Annotated in this window: 14 protein-coding genes; 4 read left to right on the forward strand and 10 right to left on the reverse strand. The window is 49.9% G+C overall.

What is annotated here, in order from left to right:
• Positions 1 to 5 precede the first annotated feature (5 nt).
• Together D328_RS0105815 and D328_RS0105820 are read left to right on the forward strand one after the other, a co-directional pair.
• The gene (locus tag D328_RS0105815) at positions 6 to 1,067 is read left to right on the forward strand and encodes an ABC transporter ATP-binding protein (protein ID WP_018884027.1); all 1,062 of its coding nucleotides are present in this window, start codon (positions 6 to 8) and stop codon (positions 1,065 to 1,067) included.
• Positions 1,068 to 1,090: 23 nt separating this feature from the next.
• A complete protein-coding gene (locus D328_RS0105820; RefSeq protein ID WP_026281022.1) occupies positions 1,091 to 2,803 on the forward strand; it encodes an adenine deaminase in 1,713 nt (570 codons plus the stop codon).
• A 337-nt stretch (positions 2,804 to 3,140) separates the two neighbouring features.
• On the opposite strand, the gene D328_RS31460 is transcribed toward D328_RS0105820, so the two are convergent.
• Positions 3,141 to 5,681 carry a GH36-type glycosyl hydrolase domain-containing protein gene (locus tag D328_RS31460; protein WP_018884029.1) on the reverse strand — a complete coding sequence of 847 codons (2,541 nt, stop codon included), beginning with the start codon at positions 5,679 to 5,681 and terminating at the stop codon, positions 3,141 to 3,143.
• Positions 5,682 to 6,216: 535 nt separating this feature from the next.
• Here D328_RS31460 and D328_RS0105830 point away from each other — a divergent pair.
• Positions 6,217 to 7,437: a nitric oxide synthase oxygenase gene (locus tag D328_RS0105830; protein ID WP_018884030.1), complete on the forward strand. Its 1,221-nt coding sequence runs from the start codon at positions 6,217 to 6,219 to the stop codon at positions 7,435 to 7,437.
• 140 nt (positions 7,438 to 7,577) lie between these two features.
• On the opposite strand, the gene D328_RS0105835 is transcribed toward D328_RS0105830, so the two are convergent.
• The 4 genes from D328_RS0105835 to D328_RS0105850 form a co-directional block, all read right to left on the reverse strand.
• Positions 7,578 to 7,844 (reverse strand): hypothetical protein, encoded by a 267-nt coding sequence (locus D328_RS0105835; protein ID WP_018884031.1) that lies wholly within the window; start codon positions 7,842 to 7,844, stop codon positions 7,578 to 7,580.
• Between the two features lie 39 nt (positions 7,845 to 7,883).
• Positions 7,884 to 8,537, reverse strand: coding sequence for a hypothetical protein (locus D328_RS0105840; RefSeq protein ID WP_018884032.1), 654 nt, complete (start codon positions 8,535 to 8,537; stop codon positions 7,884 to 7,886).
• Positions 8,538 to 8,906: 369 nt separating this feature from the next.
• Entirely contained in the window at positions 8,907 to 9,626 is a 720-nt protein-coding gene (locus D328_RS0105845) for a 3-ketoacyl-ACP reductase (RefSeq protein ID WP_018884033.1), read from the reverse strand.
• A gap of 127 nt (positions 9,627 to 9,753) precedes the next feature.
• Complete coding sequence (locus D328_RS0105850; RefSeq protein ID WP_018884034.1) at positions 9,754 to 10,062, reverse strand: antibiotic biosynthesis monooxygenase; 309 nt, start codon at positions 10,060 to 10,062, stop codon at positions 9,754 to 9,756.
• Positions 10,063 to 10,309: 247 nt separating this feature from the next.
• On the opposite strand from D328_RS0105850, the gene D328_RS0105855 reads away from it, so the two are divergent.
• Positions 10,310 to 10,678 carry a VOC family protein gene (locus D328_RS0105855; protein WP_018884035.1) on the forward strand — a complete coding sequence of 123 codons (369 nt, stop codon included), beginning with the start codon at positions 10,310 to 10,312 and terminating at the stop codon, positions 10,676 to 10,678.
• Between the two features lie 177 nt (positions 10,679 to 10,855).
• Here D328_RS0105855 and D328_RS0105860 read toward each other — a convergent pair whose 3' ends face one another.
• The 5 genes from D328_RS0105860 to D328_RS0105880 form a co-directional block, all read right to left on the reverse strand.
• Entirely contained in the window at positions 10,856 to 11,728 is an 873-nt protein-coding gene (locus tag D328_RS0105860) for a DUF4097 family beta strand repeat-containing protein (protein ID WP_018884036.1), read from the reverse strand.
• Positions 11,725 to 12,327: a DUF1700 domain-containing protein gene (locus tag D328_RS30170; protein WP_018884037.1), complete on the reverse strand. Its 603-nt coding sequence runs from the start codon at positions 12,325 to 12,327 to the stop codon at positions 11,725 to 11,727. The genes D328_RS0105860 and D328_RS30170 overlap by 4 nt, the downstream gene beginning before the upstream one ends.
• The gene (locus tag D328_RS0105870; RefSeq protein ID WP_018884038.1) at positions 12,314 to 12,649 is read right to left on the reverse strand and encodes a PadR family transcriptional regulator; all 336 of its coding nucleotides are present in this window, start codon (positions 12,647 to 12,649) and stop codon (positions 12,314 to 12,316) included. The genes D328_RS30170 and D328_RS0105870 overlap by 14 nt, the downstream gene beginning before the upstream one ends.
• Before the next feature lie 344 nt (positions 12,650 to 12,993).
• Positions 12,994 to 13,539 carry an anaerobic ribonucleoside-triphosphate reductase activating protein gene (gene nrdG, locus D328_RS0105875; protein ID WP_018884039.1) on the reverse strand — a complete coding sequence of 182 codons (546 nt, stop codon included), beginning with the start codon at positions 13,537 to 13,539 and terminating at the stop codon, positions 12,994 to 12,996.
• Positions 13,536 to 15,479: an anaerobic ribonucleoside triphosphate reductase gene (locus D328_RS0105880; RefSeq protein WP_018884040.1), complete on the reverse strand. Its 1,944-nt coding sequence runs from the start codon at positions 15,477 to 15,479 to the stop codon at positions 13,536 to 13,538. Before D328_RS0105880 ends, nrdG begins: the two co-directional genes overlap by 4 nt.
• Between the last annotated feature and the right edge of the window lie 5 nt (positions 15,480 to 15,484).

Here is a 15,484-nt window from a genome sequence, read left to right on the forward strand (position 1 = left end):
GCCACATGGCATTGCTGACATTGGATCATGTATCCGTTGCATACGAGAATCAGCTGATACTTAAGGATTTTGATCTCAAGCTGGAAAAGGGTCAGCTCTTGTCCTTGCTCGGACCAAGCGGCTGTGGCAAGACGACGACACTGCGTCTGATCGCAGGCTTCCTGGAGGCGAAGCAGGGTCAATTCCTCTTCGGTGGGAAGGACTATACCCGTGTTCCGGTGAACAAGCGGAATTTTGGATTCGTATTCCAGAGCTACGCCCTGTTCCCGCATTTGTCGATCTTCGACAATGTTGCGTTCGGACTTCGACTGCGCAAGGTCAAGGAGGACGAAGTGAAGCGCCGTGTAATGTCCATGCTGGACACAGTAAGCCTTACTGGCTTCGAGAAGCGCTTCCCTGCCGAGCTGTCTGGTGGACAGCGGCAGCGTGTAGCGATTGCCCGCGCACTCGTCATTGAACCGGATCTGCTTCTGTTTGACGAGCCGCTGAGCAATCTGGATGCGAACCTGCGGGTGAACATGCGCGTGGAGATTCGTCGGATTCAGCAGGAGTTAGGGATTACGACCGTCTACGTATCTCATGATCAGGAGGAATGCTTCTCGATCTCCGATCAGGTCGCCATTATGAACAAGGGGAATATCGAGCAGCTTGATGCGCCTCCGGCTATCTTCAAATATCCAGCGACCGAATTCGTGGCTCGTTTTATCGGCTTCAATAACTTCCTGGAGTTCGACGGCCCTGCCGTAGAGGAAGGAGAGCATCTGCGCCTGACAGCGGGTGACAGCACGTTCCGGCTCACGCGCAATCCAGGTACCGCTACGATAGGTGCACGCAAGGGAGCTATCCGTCCAGATGACCTCGTCATTCGTGATGCTGTAGGTGAACTGGAAGACAATGAGCTAGCCGGAATTGTCAAGGTCAGTACGTACCTGGGGCGCAGCTATCAATATGTCATTGAGACGGCTCATGGTAGCTTCACCGCCAACCAGGAAATGGACACTCCATATCAGAGCGGACAGCAGGTACGTCTATATGTGCCGCAAGACAAAATGGTACTGGTGCAATGAAGGAGAATCCGGATATGCGTGAAATGCGAGCGGACAAGCTAATTAAGCAAGTGAAGGTGTACAATAGTTACTTCAGACGCTTCGAGGAAGGGAATGTCGCTGTACTGGATGGCCGCTTCATCTATATTGGCGATCGAGGGCAAGAGACGTTCCAGACGGCTGAGGTCATAGATGGTGGCGGAAAATACATGGTTCCTGGGCTCATTGACATTCATCTGCATATTGAGAGCTCCATGGTGACACCAGCCTCGTTCTCTCATGGGCTGATCCGCAGTGGGGTGACAAGCATTGTCCCCGAGCCGCATGAGATGGCGAACGTGTTCGGACTTGAAGGCATCGAAGAGATGATGGCTGTCAGCAAGTCATGTACCGCAGATATGTTCTATTCGATCCCCAGCTCCGTCCCGGCTACGGGCCTAGAGACAACAGGGGGCGAAATTGATATCCCCGAGATTGAGGCGCTCTTGCAGACGGGCGAGATGATCTGCCTCGGAGAGATCATGAATTACGTAGATGTCATCCGGGCTCCTGAGAGCAAGACGAACCGGATTCTGGAGTATGTACGAATGCATCACCCGGATCTCATCATCGAAGGCCATACGCCTAAGCTGCTTGATCTGGATCTACACCAGCTCATCAGCGCGGGTATTGGCTCGGATCATACGCATCAGAGCATTGAGGGTATGACAGCTCGCATCGCCGCGGGCATGTTCATCGAGATTCAGGAGAAGTCGATGACCGCTGAAGTGATGGACTATCTCATTCGTGAGGATGTGCATCAGCATTTCTGCTTCGTAACGGATGATGTGATGCCGGACTCCTTCATCGAGCACGGGCATCTGGATCACATTGTGCGCAAGGCAATTGGCATGGGAATGAAGCCCGAGCACGCGATCTATGCAGCTACGTTCACCCCGGCATCACGGATGCGGATGCATGATCGTGGCAGTATCTCGCCAGGGAAGGTGGCGGATTTTGTCTTGCTGTCGGATCTGGAGTCTTTTGCGATTGCACAGGTCTACAAGGACGGCAACAAGGTCTATGATCATACGGAGGAGTATCGGCAGGAGCGTCATATCGGAGCGTTCCCTGAGCACTTCTACCGGAGCGTGAAGCTGGAGAAGCTGTCAGAAGCGGACTTCTGCATTCATACCAGTGAGGCAGAGGGTGAGCACAGCTGCCGGATGATGGTCGTGAAGGATGGCTCGACGTTCACGGAGGAGGCTGTCGTCACGGTTCCAGTGAAGGATGGACAGGTGAAGTGGGAGGGCAGTGGCCATGCTTTGATCGCTACCTTCGAGCGCTATGGCAAGAATGGGAACCGTGCTTATGGACTCATTGGTGGGGATACCATTCAGCGTGGAGCGATTGCTACGACCTACTCACACGACAATCATAATCTACTGGTCATTGGACATAGCGTGCCGGATATGATCCTCGCCGCGAATACCGTCATTGAGAGTCAAGGTGGATTCTGTGTAGTGGATAGCGGACAGATCAAGTCGCATCTGAAGCTTCCTGTAGGTGGTATTCTGACCGAGGAACCGCTGGAGGAGGTCGCTGTGCAGGTGGAAGAGCTGCGCGCAGCGATGCTTCATCTGGGATATCGACATTACAACCCCATTATGTCCCTGAGTACGCATTCGCTTCCAGTCAGTCCGGCTCTGAAGATTACGGATTATGGACTGATTGATGTGAATGAAGGCAAGGTTGTGCCGTTGATTGTACAACGTTGATTGTTCAGTAATGGTTGTTTAGCAATGGTTATTCAGAAATGTTTATTCAAAATGATTGTTTAATAAGGAAAGCCAGGGAACTCCCGCGAAGGAGTCACCTGGCTTTTTGGTAGTGAGTAGCTACAGAGTAGCTTGGAACGAATAATTAAGAGTAAATAAATGCTTGAGTGAAAGTAAGCAAGTATGGCAGTGAGATGATAGTGTACTGGTGCTAGTACTGAATGTTTGTAGCCGCAAGGGGGACTTCATCAGTACGCATACTGTGACTGACATCCATTTAAGCATCAGCTAATATACAGTTTGGCTTACTTTGTGACACTCAGCCTTAATTCTGTCCTCAGACGACAGGGAGCTTCACCTGCACCTGATACAGTGCTCCTGAGTTCAATTCCTTCAACAAGCCGTCAGGGACCTGCTTGCCTTCAACATATACTTCTGTAGCAGACACCCCGGCTGCTCGCGTGATCTGGATGTCGAGCACGGCACCACGGAAGCTGCGCTTGATCGCAGCCTGCTGCCATGCTGAAGGGAGCTGAGGCTGGATGCGTAGCCCTTCGGCAGTGCCCTGGACGCCGAATAATCCATCTATGAGACAGCGATATACCCACGGTGCCGTCCCTGTATTGAAGAGATGACTGGAGCGGCCAGCTGTCTTCGGGAATTGGCGATAGGCTCCGCGATAATAATTCGGAATGAAGACAGGAAGCTGACCGCGCTGGAGGATGTCCTCACGATCTGGTCCAGGCAGCATCTTCCGCAGGAGTCGGTAGGCGTGCTCCTGCTCACCAACCTCATAAAGACCATAGATATAGAAGGCAGCAGCATGATTGTACACGGCTCCGTTCTCCGCACTGCCTGGATGCTTCTGGGTTACGCGCCCCACATCCTCACGCATGGCTGTGAAGGAGGGAGCGAGCTTTTCCACTCCATAGGGTGACTCCAACTGTTCCTCCACAGCACGGATCAGCTTCTGTTGCTGAGAAGCATCCGCAGCACCACTGAGCAATGCCCAGCCTTGTGGATTAATGAAGATACGTCCTTCCTTATCGGTGTGGACTCCAAACACGACATTATCGTCCGTAATACCGCGCACGTACCAATCGCCATCCCACAGATACTGGTTAACGATCGCATTCGTCTCCTTCGCGGCCTGACGGTGCTGTGCTGCATGTTCCGCATGCCCACCTGCCTCGCAGATGTCGGCCCATACATTGAAGGCATATGCAGTAGCAATGGTGAGCCAGCCGGATACGCCCTTGCCCTTATAGCCGACCATATTCATTGGGTCGCACCAGTCACCCTGCCGGATGTAATTCAAGCCGCGCTCGTCCCGGTCCTGTGCCAGCCATTGCATGGCTCGGTTCATATGCTCGAATACAGTTGCAGGTTCACTGCTGTCGGCAAAGGGCAGGTTTTCGGCCAGCAGTGCATAATCGTTCGTCTCATCCAGATACGTACTGAGGCAGATGGGCAGCCATACACAATGGTCCGTATGAGGGACCTGATTAATGTATTTCAGCTCCGCATCCGGGTGCAGGATAATCCCGTCTGGCATCGCGCCGCTGGACTCTTGCTGAGCGAGAGCCGTTATGAATGCATTTCTGGCTACCTCAGGCATGATATAGCTCATCCCCATATGATCCTGAAGGTAATTCCGTGTCTGCGGGTCGGTCGTCAGGCGATTGGTTGCCCCGTGATAATACATCTGGCGCGGTAGCCAATGATTGACGAAATTGTCCAGATCCGCGTCGGGTGTATGAATCTCCAGCGGTCCCTTGCCTGCGCTGATATATGCGGCATACTCCTGTGTAGCAGCGGTGAAGCCGTCCTGAGCTGGCGTGCTCAACGAGTTCTCGCTTGCTGCATGCCTCATCGTCTCTGTATGCTCTCTATCCCCTGTATGATCTACATCAGAATAGGTATCCTTGCTCTCCCCTCTACGCTCTAATGATTCCGAGGTAGCCGTGTAGGTATGTTCATAATCCTTCAGATCAGTAGGCTCAGTAGGCGAAAAATACCTGCGGCGTATATCTGGGATCTCGCTCTCATGCTGTGCCGGACCGAACACCAGCCGAAATTCCTGCTCCTCGCCTGCCTTCAGGTCGAGCTTGTATTGCAGCACGGCTGCAGGGGTCTCGTAGCGGGCTTCGCCGCCAGCGAGAGTATCCGCATGCAGGGCAGAGGGATGCATAATGCCGCCTTCTCCCTCGAATTCCTCCTGATTGGCTTCCCAGGCTGTAGGCTCGCGCTCTGCCAGCAGGAACGTTTTATCCTTCAAATGCTTAATCTTATCGTAATCCTTGTATTTCTGGTAAGGGGTGATGGAGGAGGCCACAATAGCTTGTAGGTCAGGCCGATACTCGCCAGACTGATTCATCCACGACATATAGCCGATTGTAAAATAGGGATACAGGCTCACCCTGCGGTGTGCCCCGGACACATTCCTCACCGTGATCTTCCATAGCTCATGCGGCTCATTTTTGGGCAAGGTTAGCGTCATACCGATCTCAAGCCCGTTATGGAGCACTTGCCAGTGTATATCATGCTTTCCTACCGAGAAGGAATACTGCTCAAGCTCAGCACGGACGGGCTCGTATGGAGCAGAGAAGACAGTTCCATCTTCCTCGTCCTTCACATACACGAATCTTCCGGGGTGGTGTGCATAATAAGGCTGCTCTGGCTGCATGAAGGTCTTGGCCTCCAGATTCGGCGCATGGGAATACTTCGCAGGCTCTGGCTGCATGAATTGGGCCACGATATATCCGCGGCAGTTGACATGCACCATCATGCTCTCGTTCCACAGAAAGCCCGAAGCTCTCGGCAGCAGGGTTGGGCTAAGCAGTTCGTAGCGTTCATCGTTATGGGTGGCTTGAATCATACGATATCCCTCATTTCATTGGAAATGTGCTTGCACGGAATGAAGTAATGAGAAAATTTGTCAGCGCTTACTCTACACCTTACCACAGGTTCGCCCGGAATGCAGTGTAGGAGTAGAGCATGGGACACTAAGTGTATAGAATCCATGGAGTATGGACTGAACAGAGCGCTGAATGAGTAGCGAACGAGATGGAAGGTGCATCGAATGGATGGTGCATGAAATGGCATGGAATGAACAGAGCGTGGAAGAAGGAGTAGATCGAATAGAATGACTAGATAAAATGGAACGGATCGTCAGATTGCTTGTTGCTGGAAAAGGTGTGGAGATGCAGTGAACAAATAGGCAATGCCCTGATGGGTTGTTATATAAGAGCGTATAATATGAACACAAGCACATTCAATATTCTGGAATCTACTCAAAAATGCCATACAGTAGCGTCATACCGTACAGAAGGTAGCAAGAGTCATAGTATAGCGTGAAGTATGGGAGAAAAGTACATGAACGGTGCGGTTATACCGCAGGATGGAGGAGCAGGATGTCGCAGATAGAGCATTCCGAGCTTATACAAGAAGCAGAGCAATTCATACATACAGCCTATCAGGAGCTGGGGCGTAGCCCGGAGGAGGCTGAGCAACGTCTACAGGTGATTCGGCAGAATATTCATGACCGCGGCACCTACGAGCATAGCTATGAGGAGTTGGAGCATGGTGCTCGTATGGCTTGGCGCAATAGCAACCGTTGTATTGGACGCTTGTTCTGGGACAAGCTCCGTGTGCGTGATGAGCGCCATTTGACCGATAGCAACGCCATTGCAGGGTCCCTGCTGGAGCATATTGAGCTTGCTACGAATGGAGGCCGGATCATTCCGACCTTGACCGTATTTCGCAGCGCACAGCCTGCTTTGCCGACGATCCGCATCTGGAATCACCAGTTGATCCGGTATGCCGGTTACCATACGGACCACGGGATTATCGGCGATCCACTTTCTCTGGAGCTAACAGCCTGGTGCCAGCAGCAAGGCTGGCAAGGGAAGAAGAGCGACTATGACATCCTACCGCTCGTAGTACAGATAGGCGATCAGGAGCCGACGCTTCATCCAATCCCGGATGGACTAGTGCAGGAGGTAGCTATTGAGCATCCCGATATTACAGCCATTAACGAGCTGAGGCTTCGTTGGTATGCTGTGCCGATTATCGCTGATATGAAGCTGGAGATCGGGGGGATTGAATACACCGCGGCTCCTTTTAATGGTTGGTACATGGGCACGGAGATTGGTGCTCGCAACTTCGCAGACACATTCCGTTATGACAAGCTACCTGCAGTGGCCCATGCTATGGGGCTGGATACGGGAAGTGATACGACGCTCTGGAAGGACCGTGCATTGGTGGAGCTGAATGCAGCTGTACTCTATTCGTACAAGCGAGATGGGGTAAGCATCGTAGATCACCATACAGCAGCGGCTCAATTCAAGCTGTTTGAGGAGCGTGAGCAGAAAGCCGGAAGAGAGCTGACAGGGAACTGGACCTGGCTGATTCCGCCAATGTCGCCAGCAGCAACACACATCTTCCATTCCTCGTATGATAACAAGCTGGTGCGCCCGAATTTCTTCGCACAGGACAAGCCGTATCCATCTGGCGACAGGGATCAGGCTTCTGATTCGGATCAAGCTGAAGGGGGACTGAAAGGGGAGGTCACTAATGTGGTGCGTCAACCGCAGAGTAAGAGTACAATCAGCGGTGGCTGCCCCTTCCATTGATGGGCTCAAGCAGTCGTCCTTCAGAGAGAGCGGTTCAGATAGTAAGCCTATATATGTAAATAGGCCATTATAGAGATTTAGATAATGATTACCATTAGAATGAACCGGCATATGAATACCGGTTCATTCTTTGCAGTCTTTTAATGCTTTTTTTTTCGGCTGTTAATAAACCTTAAAGATAAAATCAAAGAGAGTACCAGCAGTATTAATACGATGATACTGTTTTGATTAATGGAACCAGTCCTTAGTAAATTTATTACTACAAGAAAAATTGCAGCGAACATAATCCCCGCAAGGATATAGTTCTTTTTCATCTTATCCTTTTTGAAAATCAAACTAATGACCGAAACAAGAACAACAGCAGGAATAAGAAGGAAGAGTAGAATGATTGCTAAAGATGCTCCCAAGTAAATCCTCTCCTTTCTTTTTATGATACTCCATTTTCCTTAATTTGATGTGACCTCGTAATAAACAGCAGGTGCCCAATGTAGATTCAGGGTAACACCCCTGCCGTTATTTCTATAAGACATAGAGTTGGCAATCATAGTAGCACCAGCAGCCTCAATGGCTGCCACTAATGCCCCATATTGTGCATAAGGAATAAAAGCAGCAACTGCGGCAAGTAATGCCCCAACAGTGGCTGTTTGTTGCAATGAATAAACCATTCTTTTGGTTTCAGCATCATCAAAGGTAACTGCTACCCCCCACCAATAGGGGTTGCTGTAAACCATAGGGGATATTACCTGGTCTGCGCCAGCAGATACTTGATTGCTAATTGCCGAGTTTAGAGTTTGAACCCCATTCGCGAAGTGATTGTATACTTCTTGATCAACAACTTTTTGTGCGTCAGGATCAAGATGGTATAAATTGTCGGAACCTTGAGTTATGTACGGTGTCATTATTTCAACTGAATTGAGTATTTTTTTTGAAAACTCATCTTGACCTAAGATAATTGTATTCTCTTCGTTTATAACAAAGTTACCTTGTGGAAGTTCAACTGCTTGTGAGAGTGTTGCTGCAGATGCAGAAACAGGGCCTAATGATGTGAGTGCAACAGCACCGCACAAAGAAACCACCAACATTTTCACCTTTTTATTCATTTAATACCTCCATAAGTATATTATTGTTTCTATTTGGATAATATACTAGTTTTATGGATATTTCAACCATATACTATTATGTTTTTACTTTATTGATAAATAATTGGTGGAGATAAGACCTCATTCAACTAATTCGAATAATTAATGGATTAGTGCGACTATTCCCTCTATGAAGAATAATAGCCCCAATTTGTAGGATCAATTTTCAACCGCTTTATGGGGTCTGACGGTGAGATTCATGACGATGTAACAAGGGGGGGTGTCCCAAGCAGCCATTTCATGGCTTTTGGGACACCCCCTTGTTTGTCTACAGCAATAACACTTATCCTGTTAGTTATTCGTGCTATTCTGTGCCAATGCTACAAGGGCTTATTGCGGATTCGTTGTCCAGATGCCTGCGGTCTTGATGAATACACGCTTCGGTAGCTTAAGTACGGATACGATCAGTTCAGCAACATCCTCTGGTTGCATCATGCGATCCTCATCGCCGATCCCAAGTCCTGCATTTACGGCAAGCTCCGTATTTACAGTGCTCGGTGTCAGAGCCGTCACGCGGATATTGGACTTACGAACTTCCTGCATTAATGCCTCGGTGAAGCCCATAACTGCGAACTTGGAGGCATTATAGGCAGAGCCTGTCGCAAAACCGCGCTCCCCTGCAGTAGAGGCTACATTGATGATGGCACCGCTGTTTTGAGCAATCATGCTCGGCAGAGCAGCTCTGGTAATGTAGTAGGTTCCCATGAGATTCACATGTACGATGCGCTCCCACTCTTCAGGGTCCATGTCTATGACTTTGCCGAAGGAAGCCGTTCCCGCATTATTAATCAGAATATCCACAGCACCGAGCTCTGTCTCCAGAGAGGCGATTGCCGCTTCTGCCTGTGTGCGGTCAGATACATCCGCTACGGCACATACGACCTTTACACCGTATTCGGAGGACAATGTCGCTTGAAGCTGCTCCAGATCGGCTACGGTACGGGCAATCAGTCCCAGACTAACGCCCTCCTTCGCCAAGGCGATAGCTGTGGCTTTGCCGATTCCTTTACCAGCCCCAGTAATGATAGCTGTCATGTTCTTAAGTTCCATTTTGTTCGTTCGCTCCTTTGTAATGTACATTCTTTGGCTCTGGCCAAGTCTTATAGCAGAATTGTAATGTTGTATGTACGTGAATGGATACCAGGTGTGCTGCGATTAAGCAGGAATAGCAGTCTGATTAATCCTCTGCAGAGATATGAGCCAGCAGCTCATACTGATCGAGAGAAGCTCCCAGGATATCTTCGTTCTTCCCCCGCCCCTGATGGGCCTTGCGGAAGCTCTCGCTCTGGGTCCAACCACGGAAGGCCTCTTCATTGTCCCACAGCGTGGACACCTTGATCTCTTCCTGATCTTTGTTTACCCCATGCCATACTTCCATACGTACAAATCCGGGCATTTCCGAGACACCTTCGCCTTCACTGAATCGTTCTGCCAGCTTCGCTCCGGTTCCCTGCTTGACTTTGATCGTATTCGTTACTACGAACATGGTAATCTCCTCCTGAGAAAGTAAGGTCCGCAGACACTGCGGTCAGGCTCTCTATTATTATACTTGGATTAAGCAGGCAACACCAAATACAAGGAAGATCCATAAAGAGCAAACGTCTGCTCCACAAAGATGAGATGGTCTTAGAAGAAATTGAGAAAGTGGTAAAACGCTACTGACATACTGTTGGCAAGAGGGGGGATGTACAATCGAGATATTAAAAATGAAATACAAAGGAGGACATTTCATTATGTCAGCAATTGGACCCGACTTCATTTCACTTCAAGTGACTAATCTTGAAGACTCTGCAGAATTCTATCAAAACTATCTCGGGCTCGTCCGCTCACAGGCGGGGCCACCTCATGCTGTGGTCTTCGAAACAAAGCCTATTGCATTTGCTCTTCGTGATCTAATTCCAGGAGTAGAGCTCGGCTCGGGTACTCAGCCTGGACTTGGTGTCGCCCTGTGGCTTCATGCTCCTGATGCGCAGGCAATCCACGACAAGCTTGTTCAAGCAGAAGTAAAGATTACATCTGCGCCAATAGATGGACCGTTCGGGCGAACCTTTACATTTGCCGACCCGGACGGTTACCTAGTTACCCTTCACAGTAAAGCCTAATACGCTAATGTATCCACCTACACAAGTAAACACATACACACTCATTACACGGTTCATTAATAAAAGGTGCTAGCCATTCCTTCAAGAAAAACCGTCAGGGTCACTTCACACCTGGCGGTTTTTCAATCTAATACTTTAGAAAGCGACTAAACACTCCTGTTTGATCTGGTCAAGGTGTTAGTTAGTGATGACTATATCGCCGGAAGTTGCACGTACCTTAATGATATGCTTTGCCTGTGCGCTGGAAGGAGGAGTCACGATATCACCGGAGGTGGCGCGTACATCATAGATGGCCTGTGATCCAACCGGAGTCTCGATGCGGACATCTCCCGACTTCATGGATATATCCAGTCCCCCAGCTTCTCGCTGACTGATCTCGACACCACCAGAGGTCGCATGAACCTTCCCTTCACCGCTTAGCCCGTCGACCTTAATATCACCGGAGGTCATCTGAAGGTCAAGGTTCGCAGTAGCATTGAGGATGCTGAGTTCTCCTGATGTCATTTTACTTGTGAAGTGATCTGCGGTCAGGTTGTTCAGATTCAAATCGCCAGAAGTTAGCTGGACGGAGGTCTGATCTGCATGAACATCCTGGAGATTATAGCTGCCTGATGTGCCGCGAACATCCAGATTGGATAGCACTTCACCTTGTGGCATATGGATCGTCAACGTGCTTTTATTAGATTCATAGTTCCTGAAATTAAAGAAGGATATTCTTGTCTCCGGCTTCATGATGAGCTCAAGCTGTCCATTCTGGATGTGAGCTTGCTCAAGCTGATCAAGTACCTTCTGGTCGAAGTGTCCTTCTAATGTGATTGTCCCTTGTGTATCCTGACTGTCCGCGAATTGTACATATAAATCATCGCTTAGTAGCTCCACCTTCAAGGTCTGCAGCTCCTTAGCGGCGAAATTCCATTGCTGTTCATGAGCGATTCGCTTGGAGTTGTTCGAGCCAAAGATGCCCTGGTCAGTATTGAAACCTATTGCAATCATACCGGCCATTCCCAACAGCATGCAAAGTATAGCCGTATATATCCAATTACGCTTCATGATGATTTTCCCTCCACATAACTCAGATTCTTACGCCAATAGTGAACGGTGAAATAAGCCAGCCGTTGCATCCATCGTCTAACCGCCATGAAGAGTAGTATGCCTGCTCCTGTCATGAACAGGGATAAGAACAGGTTGAACCAGTGGAATTCGCGGTTCATAATCCACTCTGCGATCAGAGCCAGCGGCGCGACCAGACAGGATATAGCAATGGCAGCAAGTGAGAACCAGAGGCTCCAGATCACGGAGAATACGGGAAGTCCGATCATCAGATTCAATAGTACAAGTCCAATGATGATAAGGGCTGTTGCTACCGGGTGTCTCTTTTTTACAGGTGCAGATGTCCAATCTTGCATTGTCGAAGCTTGTAGGGTCTCATCTTGTATTCCCTCAACCTGTGCAGTCGGAAATTCCTCTAGTGCTTCGATCGCAATATCAACGGGATGACCCAACTCCCTGGAGATATCCTCCTCGCTCTTCCCGCTGGCCATTCCGAATGTGAAGTGCTGCTCCATATCCTCCAGCAACTCCCTGCGAATGTGCGGTGGCAGTGGTCTAAGATGCGTCTCTAGCTCTTTCATAAACTCATGCTTCTTCATGCCCGTGTCCTTCCTCCAAGAGATTGGTGACATTGTGTACAAAATGATTCCATTCCATATGCAGGACCTGCATATACTCTCTGCCCGTAGGGGTGAGATGATAATACTTGCGTGGCGGTCCTTCGCTCGATTCCTGCAAGTAGGTTGTGCAGTAGCCCTCAGTTACTAGACGACGCAACAGAGGATACAGCGCCCCCTCCGCGACCTCTACATGCTTGGACACCGCCTGCACCAACTCGTAGCCGTAACGGTCTTGGCGGCTTATTAATACAAGAACGCACAGTTCCAATACGCCTTTTTTAAATTGAATATGCACGTTCAATGGCTGGAACCCTCCAAATTCGTAATCAAAATGTGAATCACTTATGATCCGTACGGCCTTACGATCTAAGCCTTATGATCAAAGAATCAACAACGAATCGAATCCATGAGAATGATCTATGAATCGTCTTGATCTATGAAATGACATGATCTATACAAAGTTCAGTACTGTGCATTGAACAGTAGTTAAGTATAACTTATCACCCTGTACTGAATAATGCAAGGTACTGGCCATGAAAAAACTAACCAGCGTTCTTCGGAACAGCCAAAAAAGCTGTTGAAGACTGCTGGTTAGGTATGGATTAATCTGGAATTCTGTACTGAACATCTGAGCTGTATTGAGAGCTACCAGCGGGCAGAGCCTGAGAGTGCCACCTTCTCCTTGTTCGTCTGATCAGACCAGAGCACGCAAGCTCCGGCCCGGATACTGGCTGGCACATCGACAAGGCGCTGATTGCGGCTACCCCGGAAGGGGAGAGACACATCCTTCTCGGCCTGAACGAAGCGTCCATCCACGATGACATCGCATAGCTCGGCAAGCGTCCGCCGCTCCTCATCCTCCAGTAGCTCTTCATACACGAATCCGGTATAAGCCCAGACGCTGCGGTTCGGACAGCTTTGTCTGAACTTGCGCACGAATTCAGCGCATTCCCCGGCGGAGAAGAAGGGATCTCCCCCGCAGAGTGTCAGCCCGTCCAACAGCGGATTGCCCGCAATCTCTCGAATGATTTCCTGCTGGCGGACTTCAGTGAACAGTTCTCCGCTGCGGAAGCTCCATGATTCCGGGTTGAAGCAGCCAGGACAGGCGTGCCGGCAGCCGCTGATGAAGACTACTGCTCGCAGGCCTATACCTTCATTTAGTGATTCAGGGATGTATCCGAGCAGATTCACTGGTGCTTCACCCGATCACGAACTTCCGCCTGCTTGGCTCCATTGAAGCGTACAGTGTAGTCCCCAGTAAGGTAGCCGGTCACGCGGCGCAGACGCTGGAAGTGGGTCGTGCTCTCTTCAGCTTCACATTTCGGGCATTCGGAGCCAATAATCCCTTCATAACCGCAGCATGGGCAACGGTCGATCGGATGATTGATCGAGAAGTAGCCTACATTTTGTGACAGCGCGTATTGCACAATCGAACGAAAAGCAACAGGATTACTACGCACATTACCATCCAACTCAATATAAGAGATAGCGCCCGCATTGCACCAGAGGTGGAAAGGAGCCTCCAGTTCGATCTTCCGTGCAGCTGGTAGCGGATAGTATACCGGAATATGGAAGGAGTTCGTGTAGTATTCACGATCTGTAACTCCTTCGATAACGCCGAACTCGCGCGCATCCAGCTGTGTGAATTTGCCGGACAGTCCTTCGGCAGGTGTTGCGAACAACGTAATATTCAATTCATGCTGCTCACTCATCCGATCGCAGAAGCTCCGCATGGCTGTGATGACGCGTTGAGCTTCACGATAGACTGTATCATTCTCTCCGTGATGCTGACCGTACATCGCCTTCATGCATTCAGCCACGCCGATGAATCCCAGTGCAAGGGTCCCATGCTTCAGCAGATCGCCGACCTTATCCTCAGGGGATAGCTGCTCGCCGCCCTCCCAGACTCCTTCTCTCATCATGAAGTCCGAAGCCTTCGCAGGCTGATTCGCTTGAATACGATAACGATGGATCAGACCCTCGACAGCGATCTCCATCATCTCTTTGAGCTTGTCATAGAAACCTTTGATATCAGGCACGGTACGTTGTCCCTGGCAGGTTCCGAATTCGATGCCCAGACGTGGGAGATTGATGGTGTTGAAGGACAGGTTGCCCTTGCCGCTCTGCCGATTGCGTCCGAAGCGGTCGCCGATTGTACGGGTTCTGCAGCCCATGGTAGCAATGATGGTATCAGGTTCATTTTCACGGTAGTACGGCAGGTTGAAGCTCGCATCCACATTCACGAAGTTCGGATACATCCGCTTGCTGGAGCATTCAACGGCGAGCTGGAACAGATCATAGTTCGGATCTTCAGGAGCCTGATTTACTCCTTGCTTACATTGGAAAATATGCTGTGGAAATACCGGTGTCTCTCCGCTACCTAGTCCACGAATCGTGGATTCGAGCAGGCTCTGAGCGACCAGTCTTCCTTCCATAGAAGTACACATTCCATAGTTCAACGATGTAAAAGGAATCTGTCCGCCTGCCCGGCTGCTCATCGTATTGAGGTTGTGGATCAGGGACTCGGCAGCTTGTCTTGTCTCACTAACGGTCTCTTCATGAGCGAATGCCCATGAGCGTGGGCACTCAGCTTGTACCTCTTCGTTGCTCATCGTAATTAGCTGTTCTTCCATTGTCGTAGACTCGCCGAACAAGCGCATTCCTTTCTGGAAATGTCTACGGAAGGAGCGGGCTACATAAGGGGCCAGATCCCAGTCAATCTTGTTCGCGGATACCCCGCCGAATTGGCTGTTCTGCTGCGCCTGGAAGATGATGGCGACCAGCGCCATAGCAGACATAATCGTCTGCGGCGTACGGACGGAGCCGTTGCCTGTATTGAAGCCGGATTCCAGCAATCTATCGAAAGGAATAAAGATGCAGTTCGTCGTACCGAGCGCATATTGATCCATATCATGTACGTACACATAGCCTTCATCAATGGCCTTCAGCAATGCTGAGGGCAGTACCTGCTCTCTTGTATACCATTTTGCATATTCCGAGCCCAATTTACTCATCTTACCGCTGAAGGAGTCTCCGTTCAGATTCGCGTTTTCCCGCAGCATTTCAAGATCTTGAGCTCCAATGACACGTTCACCTATAGTATGAACAGATGTTCCTGAGGTTGTCTTCATATTGG

The organism is Paenibacillus massiliensis 2301065 = DSM 16942 (assembly GCF_000377505.1).
Classification (GTDB): Bacteria; Bacillota; Bacilli; order Paenibacillales; family Paenibacillaceae; genus Paenibacillus; species Paenibacillus massiliensis.

Coding starts and splice junctions, on each gene's coding strand:
- D328_RS0105830 (WP_018884030.1), top strand. CDS start 6,217: ATGTCGCAGATAGAGCATTCCGAGCTTATACAAGAAGCAGAGCAATTC.
- D328_RS30170 (WP_018884037.1), bottom strand. CDS start 12,327: ATGAAGAAGCATGAGTTTATGAAAGAGCTAGAGACGCATCTTAGACCA.
- D328_RS0105845 (WP_018884033.1), bottom strand. CDS start 9,626: ATGGAACTTAAGAACATGACAGCTATCATTACTGGGGCTGGTAAAGGA.
- D328_RS0105860 (WP_018884036.1), bottom strand. CDS start 11,728: ATGAAGCGTAATTGGATATATACGGCTATACTTTGCATGCTGTTGGGA.
- D328_RS0105815 (WP_018884027.1), top strand. CDS start 6: ATGGCATTGCTGACATTGGATCATGTATCCGTTGCATACGAGAATCAG.
- D328_RS0105855 (WP_018884035.1), top strand. CDS start 10,310: ATGTCAGCAATTGGACCCGACTTCATTTCACTTCAAGTGACTAATCTT.
- D328_RS0105840 (WP_018884032.1), bottom strand. CDS start 8,537: ATGAATAAAAAGGTGAAAATGTTGGTGGTTTCTTTGTGCGGTGCTGTT.
- D328_RS0105820 (WP_026281022.1), top strand. CDS start 1,091: ATGCGAGCGGACAAGCTAATTAAGCAAGTGAAGGTGTACAATAGTTAC.
- D328_RS31460 (WP_018884029.1), bottom strand. CDS start 5,681: ATGATTCAAGCCACCCATAACGATGAACGCTACGAACTGCTTAGCCCA.
- D328_RS0105880 (WP_018884040.1), bottom strand. CDS start 15,479: ATGAAGACAACCTCAGGAACATCTGTTCATACTATAGGTGAACGTGTC.
- D328_RS0105850 (WP_018884034.1), bottom strand. CDS start 10,062: ATGTTCGTAGTAACGAATACGATCAAAGTCAAGCAGGGAACCGGAGCG.